At 38.2% G+C, this 20,272-nt stretch carries 18 protein-coding genes and 1 tRNA gene; 10 read left to right on the forward strand and 9 right to left on the reverse strand.

What is annotated here, in order from left to right:
• The first annotated feature begins 475 nt into the window (after window positions 1-475).
• Both nadA and thiL read left to right on the forward strand, forming a co-directional pair.
• On the forward strand, window positions 476-1,471 hold the full coding sequence (gene nadA, locus M1D52_RS00005; RefSeq protein ID WP_013664587.1) for a quinolinate synthase NadA: 996 nt from the start codon (window positions 476-478) through the stop codon (window positions 1,469-1,471).
• A gap of 29 nt (window positions 1,472-1,500) precedes the next feature.
• Complete coding sequence (gene thiL, locus M1D52_RS00010; RefSeq protein ID WP_013664586.1) at window positions 1,501-2,538, forward strand: thiamine-phosphate kinase; 1,038 nt, start codon at window positions 1,501-1,503, stop codon at window positions 2,536-2,538.
• Between the two features lie 113 nt (window positions 2,539-2,651).
• On the opposite strand, the gene M1D52_RS00015 is transcribed toward thiL, so the two are convergent.
• Complete coding sequence (locus tag M1D52_RS00015) at window positions 2,652-3,995, reverse strand: DNA recombination protein RmuC (RefSeq protein ID WP_437394130.1); 1,344 nt, start codon at window positions 3,993-3,995, stop codon at window positions 2,652-2,654.
• A 293-nt stretch (window positions 3,996-4,288) separates the two neighbouring features.
• On the opposite strand from M1D52_RS00015, the gene M1D52_RS00020 reads away from it, so the two are divergent.
• Complete coding sequence (locus M1D52_RS00020) at window positions 4,289-4,981, forward strand: zinc metallopeptidase (RefSeq protein WP_013664584.1); 693 nt, start codon at window positions 4,289-4,291, stop codon at window positions 4,979-4,981.
• A 59-nt stretch (window positions 4,982-5,040) separates the two neighbouring features.
• On the opposite strand, the gene ybeY is transcribed toward M1D52_RS00020, so the two are convergent.
• The gene (gene ybeY / locus M1D52_RS00025; RefSeq protein WP_130854634.1) at window positions 5,041-5,475 is read right to left on the reverse strand and encodes an rRNA maturation RNase YbeY; all 435 of its coding nucleotides are present in this window, start codon (window positions 5,473-5,475) and stop codon (window positions 5,041-5,043) included.
• Window positions 5,476-5,993: 518 nt separating this feature from the next.
• On the opposite strand from ybeY, the gene M1D52_RS00030 reads away from it, so the two are divergent.
• Window positions 5,994-6,067: transfer RNA gene (locus M1D52_RS00030), tRNA-Pro, on the forward strand.
• A gap of 205 nt (window positions 6,068-6,272) precedes the next feature.
• Here M1D52_RS00030 and M1D52_RS00035 read toward each other — a convergent pair.
• Window positions 6,273-7,226 carry a nitrilase family protein gene (locus M1D52_RS00035; RefSeq protein WP_289554202.1) on the reverse strand — a complete coding sequence of 318 codons (954 nt, stop codon included), beginning with the start codon at window positions 7,224-7,226 and terminating at the stop codon, window positions 6,273-6,275.
• 62 nt (window positions 7,227-7,288) lie between these two features.
• Entirely contained in the window at window positions 7,289-8,086 is a 798-nt protein-coding gene (locus tag M1D52_RS00040) for a helix-turn-helix domain-containing protein (RefSeq protein WP_289554201.1), read from the reverse strand.
• Window positions 8,087-8,315: 229 nt separating this feature from the next.
• Between M1D52_RS00040 and M1D52_RS00045 the strand changes: the two genes are divergently transcribed.
• Window positions 8,316-8,651 (forward strand): hypothetical protein, encoded by a 336-nt coding sequence (locus M1D52_RS00045; protein WP_437394129.1) that lies wholly within the window; start codon window positions 8,316-8,318, stop codon window positions 8,649-8,651.
• A gap of 39 nt (window positions 8,652-8,690) precedes the next feature.
• Here M1D52_RS00045 and M1D52_RS00050 read toward each other — a convergent pair whose 3' ends face one another.
• The 5 genes from M1D52_RS00050 to M1D52_RS00070 form a co-directional block, all read right to left on the reverse strand.
• Complete coding sequence (locus M1D52_RS00050) at window positions 8,691-9,602, reverse strand: alpha/beta hydrolase (protein ID WP_437394128.1); 912 nt, start codon at window positions 9,600-9,602, stop codon at window positions 8,691-8,693.
• The gene (locus M1D52_RS00055; RefSeq protein WP_437394127.1) at window positions 9,544-10,143 is read right to left on the reverse strand and encodes a hypothetical protein; all 600 of its coding nucleotides are present in this window, start codon (window positions 10,141-10,143) and stop codon (window positions 9,544-9,546) included. The genes M1D52_RS00050 and M1D52_RS00055 overlap by 59 nt, the downstream gene beginning before the upstream one ends.
• Window positions 10,144-10,250: 107 nt before the next feature.
• Window positions 10,251-11,051 carry a GNAT family N-acetyltransferase gene (locus M1D52_RS00060; protein WP_130854646.1) on the reverse strand — a complete coding sequence of 267 codons (801 nt, stop codon included), beginning with the start codon at window positions 11,049-11,051 and terminating at the stop codon, window positions 10,251-10,253.
• Window positions 11,052-11,169: 118 nt separating this feature from the next.
• The gene (locus M1D52_RS00065; RefSeq protein WP_437394126.1) at window positions 11,170-12,333 is read right to left on the reverse strand and encodes a hypothetical protein; all 1,164 of its coding nucleotides are present in this window, start codon (window positions 12,331-12,333) and stop codon (window positions 11,170-11,172) included.
• Window positions 12,334-12,521: 188 nt separating this feature from the next.
• Complete coding sequence (locus M1D52_RS00070; protein ID WP_289554196.1) at window positions 12,522-12,869, reverse strand: DUF4180 domain-containing protein; 348 nt, start codon at window positions 12,867-12,869, stop codon at window positions 12,522-12,524.
• Window positions 12,870-13,167: 298 nt separating this feature from the next.
• Here M1D52_RS00070 and M1D52_RS00075 point away from each other — a divergent pair, with 298 nt between their 5' ends.
• The 5 genes from M1D52_RS00075 (at window position 13,168) to M1D52_RS00095 (ending at window position 20,256) form a co-directional block, all read left to right on the forward strand.
• The gene (locus M1D52_RS00075) at window positions 13,168-13,974 is read left to right on the forward strand and encodes a siderophore-interacting protein (RefSeq protein ID WP_437394125.1); all 807 of its coding nucleotides are present in this window, start codon (window positions 13,168-13,170) and stop codon (window positions 13,972-13,974) included.
• A gap of 72 nt (window positions 13,975-14,046) precedes the next feature.
• Window positions 14,047-14,409 (forward strand): hypothetical protein, encoded by a 363-nt coding sequence (locus M1D52_RS00080; protein WP_437394124.1) that lies wholly within the window; start codon window positions 14,047-14,049, stop codon window positions 14,407-14,409.
• Window positions 14,410-14,803: 394 nt separating this feature from the next.
• A complete protein-coding gene (locus tag M1D52_RS00085) occupies window positions 14,804-15,409 on the forward strand; it encodes an RNA polymerase sigma-70 factor (protein ID WP_437394123.1) in 606 nt (201 codons plus the stop codon).
• A 96-nt stretch (window positions 15,410-15,505) separates the two neighbouring features.
• Entirely contained in the window at window positions 15,506-16,714 is a 1,209-nt protein-coding gene (locus M1D52_RS00090) for a FecR family protein (RefSeq protein ID WP_437394122.1), read from the forward strand.
• Window positions 16,715-17,013: 299 nt separating this feature from the next.
• On the forward strand, window positions 17,014-20,256 hold the full coding sequence (locus tag M1D52_RS00095; protein ID WP_437394121.1) for a SusC/RagA family TonB-linked outer membrane protein: 3,243 nt from the start codon (window positions 17,014-17,016) through the stop codon (window positions 20,254-20,256).
• Window positions 20,257-20,272: the final 16 nt, after the last annotated feature.

Raw genomic sequence — 20,272 nt, forward strand, 5'->3', positions numbered from 1 at the left:
AATTATTTATTGATATCTTCCGTCAAAACGGTGGAAAAACATGTTAAATATGTGGATTTTTTTGTAAAAAGTCAGTGGAATAAAAAGAATAACTTGTTAAGAAGCCATCATATTCACATTTACCAAAACTTTTAGATTATTTATCCATCCGATGAACCGCTAGTTCCTAACCAAAATTCCGTCATAAAAAACTGACAAAAAAATATGGAAAGAAAAAACTGTAAAATAAATAGCGCTTGTAAATCAAATCATTAACTTATTAATAATGTTAAAAACTTGTTGATAAAAATAGAACATCAAATAAAACAAGAAAAAAGATATCCCATTTTCTAACATTACTAACACACTAATAAACGATAAGAAGATTTTATATAAAAAGAATTATTGTTTTTATTGAACAGTGGAAAAGCCACAAAATCCGATTTCATTTTCTTTGCGTACATTTGTATAAGTGAACTATGCTTAGGCTAAGAAAATGGAAAACTATACTGAACAACTGACTGCTAAAGGCTATATCGATGAAGCAATTGACCCTCGACTGGATTTAGTTCAAGAGATCAACAAGCTTAAAAAGGAAAAGAACGCAGTTATTTTAGCACATTATTATCAGGATGCTGAAATTCAAGATATCGCAGATTATATTGGGGATAGCTTGGGGCTTTCTCAAGAGGCTGCAAAAACAGATGCTGCTATAATCGTTTTCGCCGGTGTTCATTTTATGGCTGAAACAGCTAAAATTCTATCACCCACAAAGAAAGTGTTGCTACCGGATCTTAAGGCAGGCTGCAGCTTATCAGATAGTTGTCCACCCCATTTGTTTGCGAAGTTTAAAGAGCAATACCCCGATCACCTTGTCATTACCTATGTCAACTGCACAGCCGAGTTGAAAGCACTTAGCGATATTGTGTGTACATCATCCAATGCGGTACAAATCGTTGAAAGCCTGCCGAAAGATCAAAAGATTATTTTCGGACCTGACAAAAACTTAGGCGACTATGTAAAAAAGAAAACCGGCCGAGACCTTGTTCTTTGGAACGGTGCATGTATGGTACACGAAATATTTTCGCAAGAGAAAATTGATCGTTTGCGATTGCAGTTTCCTGACGCGAAATTTATTGCACACCCCGAGTGTGAGGAACACATTTTAAGGCAGGCTGATTATATAGGGTCGACCACCGGTTTATTAAACTATACCATAAAAGACCCAGCTAGTACCTACATTGTTGCGACGGAATCGGGTATTATTCATCAAATGCAGAAAGCTAATCCACAGAAGACCTTTATACCCGCTCCTCCTAATAATGCATGTGCATGCAACGATTGTCCGCATATGAAGCTGAACACCTTAGAAAAGCTTTATAACGCTATGAGGTTTGAATTACCGGAAATAGATTTGCCACTGGACGTGATAAACAGAGCAAGGAAGCCAATTGAGCGTATGTTGGATATATCTGCACAATTCGGACTCTAAATTAGAAATACATACTATATTAATTCTACATGTTTGATAACAAAGAGAATACCGGTTTAGATAAACTAGGCGAGTTTGGCCTCATTGACCTGATTAATAAATCAATTGAAATAAAGGAAGAATCAACCGTAAAAGGCATAGGAGACGACGCCGCGGTTATTCAGCATGGAGGAAAACAGACACTTATTTCAACCGATTTATTATTGGAAGGTGTACATTTTGACTTAAGATATGTTCCGCTTAAGCATTTGGGATATAAAGCTGTACAAGTAAACTTAAGTGATATTTACGCGATGAATGGCATTGCCACTCAAATAACCTTTTCTATCGGCTTATCGAGCAAGTTTCCTTTAGAAGCAGTTGAGGAGTTATACGCAGGAGCTATTCTAGCATGTAAGAAGTACAATGTGGACTTGGTAGGAGGAGATACATCCGCTTCCAAGCAGGGATTAGTTATTAGCGTGACGAGTATAGGTTATGCTGATTCTTCCGCTGTAACCTATAGAAATGGGGCAGAGGAAGGTGATTTGATTTGTGTGTCCGGCGATTTGGGAGGGGCTTATGTCGGTCTTCAGTTATTAGAACGGGAGAAGCAAATATTTTTAGAGAATCCAAACATTCAGCCCGATCTGGAAGGAAAGGATTATATTGTAGAAAGGCAATTAAAGCCGGAAGCGCGACGTGATGTCGTTCAATTGCTTAAGGAACTTCAAATTAAGCCAACGTCGATGATTGACGTATCTGACGGATTAGCCTCCGAAGTTTTGCACCTATGTAAACAATCATCAAAAGGCTGCAGATTATACGAAGAAAAAATCCCTATTGATCAAATGACCTATGACACAGCGCGCGAGTTCGGATTGGATCCTACGGTCTGCGCACTTAGTGGAGGGGAGGATTACGAGCTGCTATTTACCATTAAGCAGAGCGATTATGAAAAGATAAAAGGTGATCTGGATATCAGCGTAATTGGGTATATAATGGAAGAGAACGCTGGATGTAATTTAATATCAAAAAGCGGAAATCTATACCCAATTACTGCGCAGGGATGGAACGCATTTAATTAGTTAACAGGTAGCGGTTAACCGGTAAATAAATTATAATCGGTAAACTGCAAATTCTTCACCGGTTAACTTGCTTCCTTACTCACTGAAGACTAGCCGGTTTCACGTGAAACCGGCTAGTCTTCAGTGAGTTCCTCCTCATCAAATAAACTTATATCTATTTGTTTGCTTGCTTTTGCGCCCAGTTTTTTTAGCTTTTCTACTTTAGATATGACGTTACCTTTACCGGTTTCTAGTTTCTTGCGGGCATCTTCATGTGTCCTTGCTAATATGGTTATCTGTTTGTCAATCTTATCCATGTCTTCGGTAAAACCAACGAATTTATCATAGAGTGCGCCGGCTTCTCTTGCTATTTCCATGACATTACGTGTTTGTCGCTCTTGTTTCCAAATACTGGCTATGGTTCGAAGGGTGGCTAGTAGCGTTGACGGGCTTACAATTACGACACGTTTATCCCATGCATCGCTAAATAGTTCGCTATCAATCGTAATTGACATACTGAAAGCAGATTCAATGGGCATAAATAGCAAAACAAAATCGGGTGACGTGATTTTGTATAAATCCTGATAATTTTTGCGGGAAAGCTCCGTAACATGATTTTTGATAGATTGTATATGTTGTTTAGCAAACAATTCGCGTTCATCATCATTATCCGCTGCATTTACCCATCTCTCGTAGGCAACCAGTGAAACTTTTGCATCAATTACGAGGTGTTTTTCTTCCGGTAGATCAATGATCACATCGGGTTGCAGACGTTTACCGTCTTCAGTTTGATAACTAGCCTGTAAACGATATTCGCTATCTCTGGTAAGACCCGATCGTTCTAATACTCGTTCTAGAACCACTTCTCCCCAATTCCCCTGTTTCTTCTGATCGCCTTTTAGGGCTCTTGTTAAATTAACAGCCTCATCCTTAATTAGCTGGCTTTGCTCCATTAATTGCATAACGACCCCTTTAAGGGAGTTTCGCTCCGCAGCTTCATGGCTATAAGTCTTATCGACTTTCTCTTCGAAGCTTTTGATATTCTGTTTTAAAGGATCTAAAAGTTGGTTGATGGTCTTGTGATTTGTTTCCGTAAATCGAAGTGTTTTTTCTTCCAGAATTTTATTAGCAATCAATTCGAACTCCTTATTGAACTGGCTTTTCATGGTTGCTATTTCTAATTTCTGTTCATTCAATTTTTCTTGTTGCGATTCAAAATAGGCATTTAAGCTTTCAATGGTTCGCTCGGCTGCTGCAGCTTTTTCACGCTCGGTTTTAACCTCATTCAACAAGCGTTCATTTTCCAAGCGGTAGTTCTCCGCTTTCTGTTCTGCTTTCGCAATTTTTACAAGGAGATCGTCGCGTTCTCCCTGGAAGCCGGGTATATTATCATTACCCGATTGATTGGTTCGTTGCGTCAGTTTATATAAAAAGAAAAGTAAGACTATGAGTAGAATAACGATCAGCAGATTTTCCATTGTTAATTGTTTTGTACAAATTTAGACAGAAAAATTGATTCAGGTAGCCTCGGTATTTAGCGCTCTTTCCAATGTGTCCTTTTAGTGCGGGTTTATTTATCAACCGACCTCGGATAAATTGTCAGTTTTTTACTTATCTTCTTGATATAATGTCAGGTAAGGTCAGCTTTTTTAATGCTATTTTAATCTTTTTGTCGTAAATTTAGGAGAAAAATGCATATCTTAGGTAGAAGGCCTGAAAAAGTAAATGTCGGTATGCAGTTTGAGGGAAGTAATATATAGTTGATAAAAAAATGGGAACAGAGTATTTGTTATTAATAGGTATTGCAATCGTTAGTTTTATTGTTCAATGGCGATTCAAGAGTAAGTTTAAAGAACATTCCGAAACGCCATTAAGCAGTGGCATGTCAGGTAAGGATATTGCGGAGAAGATGTTACATGACAATAATATTTATGATGTTAAGGTAGTTTCGGTGGAAGGACGATTAACCGATCATTATAATCCGGCGGATAAAACAGTGAATTTGAGTCCCGAAGTATATAGTGGACGAAGTGTTGCCGCGGCCGCTGTGGCTGCGCACGAATGTGGTCATGCCGTGCAGCATGCAAAGGCATATGCATGGTTACAATTTCGTTCAGCAATGGTGCCGGTAGTCAATGTAGCTTCTACGCTAACATCCTGGACTTTGATGATTGGTGTTATGTTAGTTTTTTTTGCAGGTAATATTATTGTACTAGCGGTAGGTGTTGCTGCTTTAGCATTGGTTACCTTATTCAGTTTCGTAACCCTGCCTGTGGAGTTTGATGCTTCCAATAGGGCTTTAGCTTGGCTGGAAACAAACAAAGGAATAATGGCAAGCAGAGAGGAACATGATGGTGCGAAAAATGCCCTTTGGTGGGCTGCCATGACTTATGTGGTAGCTGCTCTATCTTCACTGGCAACGCTGGTATATTATGCAAGCATCTTATTTCGCTCCAGAGATTAAAAAAATAGACATACAATGCAGGACAAAGGGATTCATAAATAAATGAATCCCTTTTGTTTTTATACAAATGACCGTTTAGATAGATATTCATTTTCTTTTTCTGTCATTCGCTTTTTATCAACAGGTTTCTTATCTAAATAGCCACATAGGTGTAAAATACCATGAATAATAACGCGATGCAGCTCATCGATTTCTTTTACTAAAAAGCTTTTTGCGTTTTCCTTGATTCTATCAATACTGATGAATATATCACCTGCGATTACGTTTTCGTCATCGCTATTATCAAAGGTTATAATATCGGTATAGGTATCGTGATTAAGATACTCCACATTTATCTTATGCAAATATTCGTCCGAGCAAAAGATGAAGCTTATTTCACCGGGTTTTAAACCTTCATTAGCAATAGCATCCTTTATCCATTGTTTTAATAGCAGTTTGTTTTTTATAGTGTATTTAATTTCTTCAGTAAAGAAGTTTACGGTAGCACTTGGCATCTCTATTTTTTTCTTTCAAATGTACAATGTTTAATACTTATAAGTAAGTTAAAGCGTAAAAAGCTGAGTCGTTAAACAATCTGCCTAGAGCTTATTGCCTAAAGCCTTATAAAAAGTGGAGTCGTTAAATAGTTTGCCTAGAGCTTACTGCCTAAAGCCTTATGCCTAGCGATCTAACTAATATGAAGTAAAAGAAAGACAGAAATTATATAGATTATAGAATAATATTCAAATACATCGTAAATTGATCAATAAAATGTCGTAAATCCATCGTATATTTTACGATGAATTTACGATAAAAATACGATAGATTTACGGCAAAACATAATATCTGACATATTTCAATTTCTTTTTTATACAATTTTTGTCATTTATTTCTTATGATTAATGGGCTAACGTTCGCAGGAGTAATCAGAATAAATAACGGTATTTGATAAAGCAATATTCAGCGAATAATATGTGCTTGGTAAAAAATTGTGATTTACAGATTTTTTCTATAAGTTTGTCATCCTAAAATTCGGGATGTAGCGTAGCCCGGTATCGCGCCAGCATGGGGTGCTGGAGGTCGTCGGTTCAAATCCGGCCATCCCGACAGATAAGTGTTAGGCCCAGGGCCCTTATCAAAAGAAAGAGGAATCAGATCAAGCTTGTTTGAATTTTGGTTCCTCTTTCTTTTGATATATACTTGGGAAACAAATAATATTCGTCCATGACTCCTCTTCAAGGATGGTTACAGCGTAGTGTATAGGGCAGTAGTGCGTAACCAATCCGACGATTCCGACAAAGAATCGAGTCGATTAATCTTTCCTTTCCAGCCAGGAAACCTGTTGCGTACTTTTATTATCCAAACTTAAAATGGAACCGTACAAAGTAGGTTTGCGAGCTGCGATATAACGGTTGCCACCGGCATCTTGTAATTTCTGAGGCGTTAAAACGGCTGTAACCATTTCATCATCCATTGTACGACATTCATTAAGTATATCGCCGAATGGATCTAGGATCATGGAGCAACCATTTTTAAGTTGGTCATCATCCATGCCAATGGCGTTTGAGAAAACGCAGTATACACCGTTGTCATAGGCTCTGGCAGGAAGCCATTTCATCAGCCATTCACGTCCTTTCATACCATTGAATTCTATTCTTAAACTGGTTGGATCTTCTTTTCTATTTTTCCATAGCTTGGGATCAACAAAACCCGCTCCCGGACGTGGTGAGGGCGTACACATGGTTACGTGCGGCATGAAAATAATTTGGGCGCCCAATAAACGAGTTGCCCGCACGTTTTCTATGATATTATTATCATAACAGATTAATATACCACATTTCCAACCGTCCAACTCGAATATACAATATTCATTTCCTGGTTTTAAATGTGGGTTGATAAATGGGTGTAGTTTCCTGTACTTAGCAACGAGGCCATTTTTATCAACGCATACATAAGCTTTAAACAAGTTATCTTCACTGTCTTTTTCAAATAAGCCTGCTAATATGCTTATATTATTTCGAGAAGCTATTTCGGTTAATTTTTGTATGGAATAGCCATCTGGGATCGGTTCTGCTAATTCAAGCATTTCCGCTAAAGATAAATTTCTTGCAAAGGTATACCCTGTAATTGAACACTCGTGAAAAGTAATGGCCTTTGCACCTTTCATAGAGGCTTCTTTGGATAAACGATCTATCACAGACAAATTATATTCTTTATCAGCACTTCTATGCTCAAATTGTGCAGTAGCAATGGTTATATTGTTCATGTTTCTTTTTTACAAAGGTAGTACTGCTATACGAAATAAAATTGTACAGAATCGACATCTCATTACAGTTGTAAGAAATTAACAGCAAGTTTATTACGTGTTTTAAAATAAGACGAAGGTGTCAATCCCGTGATCTTCTTAAATTCGCGAATCAGGTGAGACTGATCATAATAACCGGCCCCATAGGCTACTTGGCTTAGCTTGGTTTTTGTTGATGTTTTTCTGATATCGCTTAAAAAGAAATGTAGTTTGATTAAATTGGCAAAACGTTTGGGTGTCATCCCTGTTGTGTGATTAAAAATCCGTTCTAATTGGCGTTTTTCATATCCTGAAAATTTTACCATTTCATCAACACTCAATAAGCCTCTTTTTTTAATCACATGTGAAATAGTTGCAGGTACAACCGGCGGGATGGCATACAGTATGTCAAAAAACGACTTCATGAGAAAAGGCTCAAGCACTTCAATTTTTTCATAGATACCGGCAGTGGCCTTCATTGTTGATAATAAGCCTGAAGCTGTGTTTCCTAAAATATCAGTCAAATCGAGGATAGTTTTATCCAGCGAGTTGTCTAAAAATCGATAGGTTACATAAGGTTGTAATACAATTATGGTGAGTTTTAAGGAACCGTGACAGATAAGATCTTCAAATTTCTCAACTTTTCCGTAAAGGAAGCTTGCCGGAAGATCATGTTGATAAGTTGGATGATTGTTGATAAATAGCTTTCCTTCTTCGCACAAAACAATACCCGGATTCCCATCGGGAAACAAACGAAGATGATGTAAATAGTTACCTTTTGCTTCAAGAAAAAGATAATGCTTTACCAAGCTTTTTAAGGATGCTGAGGGCAAGAGTTGCATTTGCAGTCAAACTTAGGAAATATACTTTTACCTATTAAAATGCCGTAGTAGGAAAGATAAGTATTATTCTTTAAAAATTGAAATATTCTCTAGATGATCGGATACCATTCTAGGAACTCAGCCTATTTGCCATCCTTTTTTCACGTTTTTGGACATAGAACTTCTGTGTACTGATTTGGCATAAAATTAGATAACGGTTATTTTGAATAAAACACGTTATCAATAACCTATGAGTAAACGTTATATCAAGGAATATAGAAAGAATTTATTACGGGCAATTTATCATTTGGAAGAAGCCTACAAAGGGTTAAATCAAAGTCTCCGGCAACTGGCTGTAAGCGGTGAGCTTCACGAAGTAGAAGAAATATTTACAGAAGGAGAAAAGTTTGAGTTTAAGCATAGCGACTTTGACCACCTAAATGATCAAAACATTCAACATGTATTACCAATTATTCAGCTGATTGAGGAAAAATATGAAACCCTAAAGAATATCAATCAAGTATCAACTGAAGAAATTACCAAGCAATGGGAAGAAGATAACCATTTAGAAGATGAGGAAGATTGATGTCTTTTCATTGTAGATCACATTATCAATAAACATTTATTAATCCTGTTTATACCAGTTTTTAAGTGCATGTATAAATGAGAAAAGACCGACATCCATATGATCCATTTCTCGATAGGTTATTGAGGTGCAATCGAGGTTTTTTACAGCATTTGAATTTAGTTTTTCTGCCATCACTTCGGCTGGTTTGACATACCAAACAGAATCCTCTAACCCACCTACGCTTAAATAGATAGCTGTGCTGTCCTGCTTTCCGTTATTTTTCAAACTGTCCGTCAGGCGGTTTAAATAGAAATCATTGTACCAAATAGTTGGACTCGCCGAAACAAACTTATTAAAATTGCTTGCTCCACTTCGCACCTGTTCAAAGTAAGTTAATAAGGAGAAGTAACCACCAAAGGAATGGCCTAATAGCACTTTATCAGTATTTAGTCTTAGAGAATCTGCTAATCCCGGCAATAATTCGTTCGCAAGAAAGGCTTGGAATCTCCTGGCTCCTCCTTCAGCTTGCATTTCGTCAGAAGCAATGGAATGCGGATATAGGAAATCGCGTACCCGCAGGGAATCCATTTTCTCCAACGAATCATAACCAACTCCAACTAGAATGATGGGTTTCATTAGGCCTGTCTGTTCAAATTGGTGGACAATAGGAGCCAGCATAGGAAAATAAAAATTGGCATCGGTTACGACAACTAATGGATATGTTGATTTAGCCTTTTCTTCATATTCCAAAGGCTTTTGAATATAGATGGAAAACGTGTCTTTTACTTCATTTGAATATAAATTAAAACCGGATTTGCTTTCCGGTTTCCTTTCGCTATTTTGTTGACAGGCAGTTAGACAACCTATGCAGGCTAGTACATACGAGAGAATAGACTTATGAAACTTTTTATTATTTGCGAGGCGCCCGGTAATCCTTAAAAGACTCTTTAATGTGGGTAAGTATATCATATTCAGACATTTTAGTTAATTCTTCTTTATTAGGTCGATAACGTTGAATGAAAAGAAAAAGTGAATCGCCCTGAAGTCCTGTTATTTTTTGCACTTTTTCCGACGAAAAAACGTGATCTAAGTATTTTTCTCGCTCTTCTTGTAAGAGAATCTTTTGAAGCTTGGTTATAGGGCTTTTGTTCTTTCCGACAAGATTCACTAATGAAAGCAAATTTATACTGACAATAGACGCTGTACTGCTGGCTGCTCTGTTGTAGGGTAATGGCGTATTATCGAAGTAGTTTTTGGATGAGAATAGATCTTTCCAAGAAGGCTTGTTGGCATTGAAAACGGATGCATATTGTTTTCGAAAATATATGGAATCCATTGAATAGTCTTTCTTAGCCGTAATATTGATTTCATCCAATAGAATTATTCTATTGGACTTGGTGCTATCTATAGTTACCGATTTTTCGACACTGTCTAATATTATCGTAGGATTGTTCCGGGCATATAGAACAGTGAAGCAAAAAACAAAAATGATCGTAAATGTAAAACGCATAGTCGTTCTTTATTGCGATATAAAGAATTTATCAGCTGATTTACAATTAATTAACAGTTTTTAACAAGGCGCTTTGGACAAGAGAGGGAGAGGGAAAGGAAAATGGTTTAACCCAGGTACCCCGCAATGCGATTATAGATAAACGCCATTTTCGTTGGTTTTAGTTCTCCAAAACGCATTCTTTTACAGGAAGAATTTGCCACATATCCGTAGGTGGATAAAAAATGGAGTAAACACCTATTTTCTTTTGGAAAGATTAATTGATGATGGTTTCTTAAATGTAATTTGGTAAGTGCTAATCCAGCCCTTTCGGTTTTGGCTATAATAGGTCCGTTTTCTAAAGTTGGTATATAGTATCCTTCAATTTCATTTTCCTCTAAGTAAACAAGCGCATCTTTGAGAAATTTTTCTAAATAAAATAAGCGGTTTTCGGCAGATGTTTCTTGATCAAGTTTCGAAATTCCCTGCCTGAAATCTTCTTTATAAGGTTGAATATGGCTCGTTTCAAGCGTTTCCTGTGGAAAATTAATATCGGTAAAAATCATGTATTCCGTTTCCGTTACAAAACCAACTTTTTCATATACCGGTGCACCAAGCGCTGTGGCCAACAAATAAATGGTTTGGCAATTATATTCTTTGGCAATATTGACTAATGTTTCGGTAATCAGTTTACCCAAACCTTTACCTCGGTATTCAGGGCTCACAATAATATGACCCAGCCAGGCGACGTCACCGTGAATAATAGTAGCGCCAACGCCCGCCAATTGGTTGTCCATGTCAACCTTTATCGGATATGAAAAAGGTTCCTCTATATAACGAGAAAAGGCGACTCGTATATCAGACCAACCATCTTGTTGTAAAGATGTTACCGGTGCTAAATCAACAGAATCCATCGGAGCTATAACCATGTAAGAAATCGATATGTTGTATGCTAATGTAAAAGATTTTACCGGATAACATTACATATCATTTTCACAATTTGCGATCGATACGAAAGCAAACCGATCGCAAATTGACTTAGGTTATTTATAACGTATTTTCTCCTAAAGAAGTGATTCCATTTAAATCGCGAAGGCGAGCGATGATACCCCAGCCATAAAAACTATTGGCTACCCCAATAAGTATTTCGTTATCTCCTTTTTGTAAAGGTAAATTAATAGCACTGTTTTCTATCGAACATCTGCCAAAAGGAGCTTTCATAATGGGGTGAGCGTAATAATTCTTGTCTACATAAATATAACGACCATTGATCAGTACCCATACTTCATCACTGAATCCGAAATCCATCCATTTCTGTTGATCGTTGTCCGACGTAATTTTCGTTTTTAACCAAATGAGGCGCCTGTTGGGATTTACGCCATAAAGCCTTGTTAAGTTTACGAGTCCTCGACGTTCAGTGTTAATTGATATCCACTTGTTGTCCGATTTTGGAAAATCATCACTCTTTGGTTCCCGGCCATATGGAAAATCGATCGGTTCAATAAGTTGCCAATGGCGAATATAACGCGGATCATTAGCAGTTGGATCGATCCCTGGTGTATTTGCAAGTCCTTCAATCGAACCGGGTTTAACCTTTAAGTTAGCAATAATCGATTCTCCGTCAAACGCCAGCGTTCCACGCGAAACATCTCCTTCCAGTTGAGGGACCCAAAGGACCGGTTTGGTTTGATCATTCAGGTATATTTGCATCTGCTTTTCCGAAATAACCAATTTAATGTGATTCCACTTTCTTTTCGAGAAATTAGCAGGTGCTTGGTAATGTGCCAACATATCCCATAGATTGACACCTTTTAGAAAAGGAGCATATTGCAGGGCATCCATTGCCAACGGATTACCTGCTCTTGGTGTGCGAAGGTACACACATTCAGATGCTTCGTTGCTCTGAAATCTGAAGTAAAAAGACGAGAACATGGTATCTATTGGCTGCCAGTCAAATTCAATTGTCCCGGTAGCAAATTCAAAGTCCTTTAGCCGAGTCAACCCTGCTTTCGGATGGATATGCATTGTTTGCACATCTTGTGTTTTTTTGTAGGATACCCGGTTTGAATCGTTTTGCCAATAAGACTTTTCCAGTGGAACGGTAATAATGCCATCCTTTACTTTCAACCCATTAGATTTTTGTTGTGCCGGCAAAGAAGTAGCAAGAAAAACATAAATAATTGATAAGATAAAGTGCGATGTTTTCTTCATGACTTTTGATTAGATATAATGGTTTTACGCAAATAACGAATACGATAAACCATTTAAAGAATCAAAATCGATTCAAAATCATTCATTTCCGTTCAACCTTACTTCCGTAGGGATACAATGGAATGGAGATCAAGCAAACGAGGGCCTTGATTCGAAACCAATGAAGAAAGCTGATATTGATGCGGATGTTAATCGATGGCGAAAGAGACAGAGCTAACAAAATTGACTAATTTTCCCTTATTACACTCATATATAAAGTCTCTTAGCGCTTTACTGGTATATTTTTCAAAATCTCCCACAATGGCAAGTTGCATACGATAATTGGAAAACTTTTGTAGAACCTCTCCGGCAAAACCACTCTTTAGATCGAAGAAGGAAGGACTTATATCTTTCTCATGAAGTATAATTTTTTCAAATCCCTGATAGTATAAACTCCCCATTAAATCGAGTGCGTCATCTTTGGTTTTCAAAATAATTTCATCCGAGACGATCTCAGCGATTTCTTTATTTTGTACTTTGTATGCTTTTATCTGCATTATTACAGTTGTTTGTTAGCGTATAAAAGGGATAACGAATCTAAATTTCGTTAAACTTAGTGAATTTTTTCCTTATAGGCTTGTATTCGTTATCGTATCTCGTAGTGGAGAAAAGTCTCGTTTATGTCAATAAGTATATATATTCCCGAGTGGGTTGTTTTTTCTCCGTATAACGTTACTATTTAGTTCTTAGAAAAAATACTTTTGTGGAAAACATAGATTTATTCTTAATAGGTTGTCTTGTGCAAGTTATCTGACGAATGCACGGATAGACTAAGTACATGAGGAGAGAGAAGAAATGAAAGCAAAGACAATTCAGACTGAATTGCGTGTAAAGAGAAAGCAATGGATTACACCACACTATATTCGGGTTTTTTTAACAGGCGAAGACATTGAGCAATTTGCCAATACAACAATAGGTGTCAATAATAAAATTTTGATACCTCCTAAAGGTGTTAAAAAGATCTACTTTCCAACCTTTGATTATGAAAAGGGCGAATGGATACATCCTCAAGAAGATGTGCGACCAGTTGTACGCACGTATACGCACCGGGGTATAAACTTACAAGCAAAGGAAATATGGATAGACTTTGTGGCACATGGGGAAGAAGGACCTGCATCTGCCTGGGCCATCAGCGCTAAAGAAGGAGATGTGCTTGGTGTTTTGATGCGGGATGGAAAGACAGAACTTTTTCCATTAACTGATAATTACGTGCTCGTTGGGGATGCCACAGGAATACCGGTTTTAGCGGCAATTTTAGAACAACTACCTCCAAATACAAAAGCTACGTGTATATTAGAAGTACATGATAAGGATGACGAACAAAGTTTGACAAGTAAAGCAGACCTAGAATTGATTTGGCTACATAACGATCATCCCCAAAAAGGAAGCTTGTTGGCCGAATTGATTCAGCATATAAATTTGCCGGAACAGCGACGCTTTGCCTATGTAGCGGCAGAATATACAACGGTGAAAGCTATCAGAAATTATCTTCGTTCCGATAAACAATGGCAGCGAGAAGAGTTATATGCATATTCCTATTGGAAAGCCGGAGTTGCAGAAGATCAATCGACATCGGATCGTCGTAAGGAAAAAGAGGAATAGAAAAAGATCAAATATTCATATAAAAAACGTATCTTGCTATGAACCAATAGTATCACTATTAAATAGCAAATTATGAGGCGTTTAATTACTACACTTATTGCATTGAGCTTTATCGCGATCCTCTATGTTTTGTTGAAACCGGTTGATGACCGACGGACACAAACAGTGCAGATAGAATCGGTAGTCACCAAAATAAATAAAGGACGAATGGGTGACTATATTATCGAATTAGAAGACAAGACAGGCATGTTCTTTATTAGCAAAGCGAACATTAAAGATGTGAGTTTAGATAGTTTGGTAAATAAACTAAGTGGGCAGCGTGTTTCGATCTCATTTATTAAACCGAATATTTTAAGTCGTTTTGGACCAATGATTAATAAAAAGCAGGTTACAAAACTAACGGTTGGACGTCAAACGGTGTTTTCGATAATCTAGCTCTTTTAACATTATCAAAGATAACGTATAAAAGAGCTAGTTACTGCATAAAATAGCGATAAGCGTAGTCACAGAAAATTATTTTCATTAATACGGAACCGTTAAAGGGCCATGGATGGCTCTGCAGACCTTGCCTTCTTATAAAAGAGAGTCTCCAAGATTAAATTCCATTGACTTCCCCTTCCCCTATCTAGATCTCCTCTGCCGCAATATGCTATTAAGTTGTGAATAACTAGCAGGCAAGTATAAAGGAGAGGTTCAAGAATTAGATAGAGACGGAAAAAATTTCTATTTTCGGCATAAGTATTTTAACGAAGCATAAAACCAATTATACCGTGAGTGACCCGTTTAAATATCATAAACTTTTGTGGTATCAATCTAAAACATAATGATCATGCATACGCAAATGTCTGACGCTGAATTGATCGAGTTGTTAAGGCAAGACGATCAGGCCGCTATGCGCGAAATCTTTGAGCGTTACTGGAAAAAGCTATTTAGCGTTGCATTGAATCGCTTAGCGGTTCCGGAGCAAGCAGAAGAGTGCGTATTGGATGTTTTAATATCTGTTTGGGAGCGCCGGAACAATCTCAGCTTAAAACATACACTTGCCACCTATTTGGCCGTAGCAGTAAAATATAGAGCTATACGCATACTGGCGAAAGAGTACCAAAAAGGCTTACAAAATACGGTGGAGTTGAAAGCATATGAATTATACGGCTACGATGTGTCTTCCGTAGATGAGTATATCCTTGAAAAGGAACTAGTGGAGACCTTGGAAACAGCGGTTAAACAACTACCTGAAAAATGCCGGTTGATATATCGAATGAGCAGCGAGCAAGGCATGAGCTACAAAGAAATAGCAGAAAAACTAAACCTTTCAGAGAAAACAGTACAGGCACATCTAACAAAAGCTACCAAAACCCTTCGGAGCGATCTGGGAAAACAATATCCAACCTTTTTAATAAGCGTTGTTATTACGTCTCTACACCAACTTTTATAAAGCTATCTTGCTGCTTTCGGGCAAGAATAAAAAAAGTTCTCTTTAGACTAAGGTTGGTAGACCAGAATTGATACTATAAAATAAAGACGGTATATAATGGCGGCAAAATTTACCAACGCATATATTAAAGAATTGGCCTATAAATGGGAAAGAGGACTATTGACAGATTCAGAAAAGGCAGACTTTGAAGCGTGGTATAACAGTCATAATGATAAATTAGCAGAAATATCGGCGAACTATGATGCGGAAGAGGTGATCAAGAATAGGCTCTTGAACCAATTAGTATCTCATATGGGTGCCGGGCATACAGAAAAGCGGTATCCAAAACGCCGTTTTATTTCTTGGATTGCGGTTGCTGCTATCCTTCTTTTAATGTTTAGCATTGGCACTTTTGTGTATGTAAGTGAATCGGTAGGCTTTAAACAAAGTTTGTTGACCAACAAAAATGATATTAATCCAGGGAGGAATAAAGCCATATTAACGCTCGCAGACGGGCGTAAAATTAACTTGGATGCGGGCACAGATGGTGCGATAGCAGAAGAGAACGGTATGAAGATCACAAAAACAGCTGATGGCCAACTCATTTATGAAGTGGTAGCGGATCCTGTTAAGCAAGGAAGACGAGGGGATAAAAAGGCAGAAATAGTTTATAATACGATAGAAACACCTAAGGGGGGACAATATAAGATTGTGTTACCCGACCGATCGTATGTTTGGCTCAATGCGGCCAGTACCTTAAAATATCCGACAGATTTTACCCAAGAAAATAGAACGGTAGAGTTAAAGGGGGAAGCCTATTTTGAAATCCAACCCGATAAATACCGACCTTTTATAGTGAAAAATGAACACCAGATAACAAAAGTTCTGGGCACACAATTTAATATTTCAGCCTATAACAAGGAAGAAGCGGTGAAAACCACCTTGGTGGAAGGAGCAGTTAGTGTGGTAGCTATTTCTTCAGAAGAAAATGCAGCGAGTGCTTTGACTACCCTTTTAAAGCCAGGGGAGCAGAGTACCGTACATAACGGAAAGACTTCTGTACTTAAAGTTGATGTCGCGCCCTATATCGCTTGGAAAAAAGGAGTTTTTTATTTTGATGAGACGAAAATTACCGATGCAATGAATCAACTAAGTCGATGGTATGACGTCGAAATCGTATATAAAGGAGACGTCCCTGATACTTATTTCTATGGTGAAATCAGTAGAAAAAAGAGCCTATCCGCAGTATTGGCAATTTTAGAGGAGGGTGGTGTGAAGTTTAAAATTGATAAAACAACCGGGACAAATAAACTTATTGTGTATTGAGAAAAGCGTAAGTGGTGCTAGATTATGGCACAAACAAGTAAACCAAATTATTAACCATTAAACAAAAAATGTGATGATAGCGTATCAAACTTAAGACCAATGAGCCCGTCGCATTTTGAATAAACCGGATAGTGCTAGTGACACCACCCGGTAGATTTGGATGCGCAATATCGCTTCCTTTAAGGAAGCAAAAGGATCTAACCGATTATATTACATCATTCAAACAGTACAAACATATGATTTTTTACGCATGTGTTAAAGGCTCGTTTTGGCCTTTAGCTTATCGATGGCTACTGATTATGAAACTAACAGTTTTCATTACACTTCTATCTGTGATGCAAGTAGTTGCAAGCGGTTTTGCTCAAACAATTACCTTAAAGGCAAAGAACATTCCCTTGTCGCACGTAATGCGTGTTATTCAGAAGCAAAGTGGCCACCCCTTTTTTCTTAATGGAAAAGATTTGGCAGAAAAAAAAGTAGAAGCAGATTTTAAAAATGTGCCGCTCAATAAAGCGATGGCCGATTTATTAAAGCCGTTGGCATTGGAATGGACATTCAAAGATGGCACGATTGTGATTAAGCAGAGTCAGCATCAGACCGGAAATGGAGACATTAATTTTGCAGATATACAACCGAAAAGCGTGAGAGGACGCGTGACGGATGAGCAAGGAAAGCCCATTGAACGGGTTACAGTTTTATTGAAAGGAACTTCTCTAGCCAGTTCTACGGACGTACAGGGGAACTATCAGATTAATTTAAGTAAAGAGGGGAGTATCCTTGTTTTTACCGCCTTAGGTTATGAAACCGTTGAGAAGCCAATTGATGGTTTAACAACAATTAATATCATGATGAAAAAATCGATAAGTGATTTGGATGAGGTTGTGGTAGTGGGGTATGGTACACAGCGAAAGCGCGATCTTACAGGAGCAGTCGCTTCCATAAAGGCCGAAGAAATAAGTCAAGTACCGGCTCCCAATATGATTCAATCACTCGCGGGTAGAGCATCGGGCGTTTATGTTTCACAAAACACAGGCTCGCCTGGAAGTCCTGTTAGTGTTCGTATTCGAGGTACAAACTCTATAAAAGGCAGTAATGAACCGCTCTATGTGGTGGATGGGTTTCCGTACTCCGGTTCCCCTTTACTATTGAACAATGCGGATATTGAATCGGTTGAGATTTTAAAAGACGCATCAGCAACGGCTATATACGGCTCTCGAGGTGCAAATGGCGTTGTTTTGATTACTACTAAAACAGGAAAGTCCGGCAAGATTAAAGTGGATTACGACGGGTATATCGGTATCCAATCTTTACGTAAAAAGCTTGACCTAATGAATGCAACAGAATATGCGAATTTTTATAATGAACAGGCTGCTAATGATGGCTTGGCACCTCATTTCACAGCGGAAGAAATTGCTTCATTTGGCGAAGGGACAGATTGGCAAGATGTGGTATTCCGCAGTGCACCAATTATTAGCAATACGGTTACCATCAGTGGCGGAAATGATAAAACAAGATATTCTATTTCTGGAGGAAACTTCAAGCAGAACGGAATTATTGAGGGGAGCGATTATATGCGGAACTCCTTGCGTGTCAACTTAAACTCCGATATCAGTGATAAACTTAAATTCGATTTTAGCGGTATTTTGAGTCGCTTTGATGAAAACAGAAAGGAATCGGAGAAAGGAAACCGTGGTTCTACACTAATTTCAGCAGCGCTATCGGGCTATCCGACGATGCCTTTGTATAATGCAGATGGAAGTTATTCAAATCTAACAGAAGCCTATACCTGGGGATCGAACGTTATGGTGAATCCATTAAATTTTTTACATGAGGAGTCGGATAAAATAAAGTCGGATAATGTACTTGCCAATCTATCGCTAAGCTATGAGCCTATAAAGGGTTTAGTGTTTAAAACATTAGGTGGGATTGAAAATAGTAGTGATCGTAAAGATAGATACCGAACCACGCGATTTGTTAATTCTACCGGCCAAGCATGGATTGAGACCCCTCAAAATACCAGTATACTAAGCGAAAATACAGTGAATTATCGAAAGGATTTTGGTAAACACAATCTCAATGCTTTGGCGGGGTTCACGTATCAAAACTATGTTGCGACTACTTTTACTGCTTCAGGTACCGGGTTTATCAGTGATAATCAGGAAACGTATGACATCGGTGCGGCGGCCACGCAGAGTGTACCTAGCTCCTCTTATACGAAATGGAGTTTAATTTCTTATCTGGCGCGTGTAAATTACTCATTTGACAATCGCTTTTTAGCGACAATTAGTTTTCGAACAGATGGTTCTTCCCGTTATAGTGAAGGGCAAAAATGGGGTTACTTTCCTTCGGCGGCGCTTGCGTGGCGTCTTTCTGAGGAAGGGTTTATTAAGCGTATTCCAGCCATTTCGGATTTAAAAGTCCGAGTAGGCTACGGCGAAACCGGGAATACAGCTATCGATCCCTATTTTACGTTAAACCAGTTGGTTTCTAGCCAAGTAGTATTTGGTGATGCTTTGGTTCCGGCGTATTCACCAAGCGACCGCTTGGCCGGACCTTTGAAATGGGAGACAACATCCCAAACCGATGTGGGGATCGACTTAGGCTTACTTGACAATCGCTTGAGCTTAACCGCTGATTTTTATGTGAAGAACACACGCGATTTGTTGAATAACGTCACCTTACCGGCGTCACAAGGGTACAAGTACACTGTTCAGAATGTAGGCAAAATTCGAAACAGGGGGATTGATCTTAATGTAACAGGTGATGTTTTTAAAGGAGATTTTAATTGGCAGTTAAGTGGAAACATATCCTTTAATCGAAATAAAGTAATGGAACTATATGGCGGGAACGATATCTTGGGCGCGGCAATCGGAGCTGCATCGATCGACAATATCAATATTTTGCGGGAGGGCTATCCACTAGGGTCCTTTTATGGCTATGTCGAGGAAGGCTATGATGCGAACGGTTATATAGTCTATAAAGACTTCAACGGAAATGGAAGCAGAGATCAGGGAGATAAACAAATTATCGGCGATCCCAACCCAGACTTTACTTACGGTTTTACCTCTTCTATGTCTTATAAGGGTTTTGATCTCTCCATTTTTTTGCAAGGAAGCCAAGGCAATGATATTTATAATCTGAGTGCGCAAGGACAGGGATATGATTATGGGCAAGCCCTCAATATGTTGCGAGAAGTATATACCGACCATTGGACTCCAACAAATACCAATGCAAAATATCCCATTATCAAAACCAATTCACAGGCACAGGTATCCGATCGTTTTGTGGAAGATGGCTCCTTTTTTCGTGTGAAGAATATTCAACTTGCATACAATCTACCAACGGATAAATGGCAATTAAATTGGTTGTCGAGCGGACAGGTATATATAAGCGCGCAGAATTTATTCACAATAACCAATTACTCTTGGTATGATCCGGAGGTGAATTCCTATGGTGGAACTAATTCGATCGAGCAGGGTATAGACCACTATGTTTATCCAACTGCCAAGACAGTGACGTTTGGTATCAGGGCAAGTTTTTAATAGATGTCATTTAATT

It is taken from the genome of Olivibacter sp. SA151, from assembly GCF_054130995.1.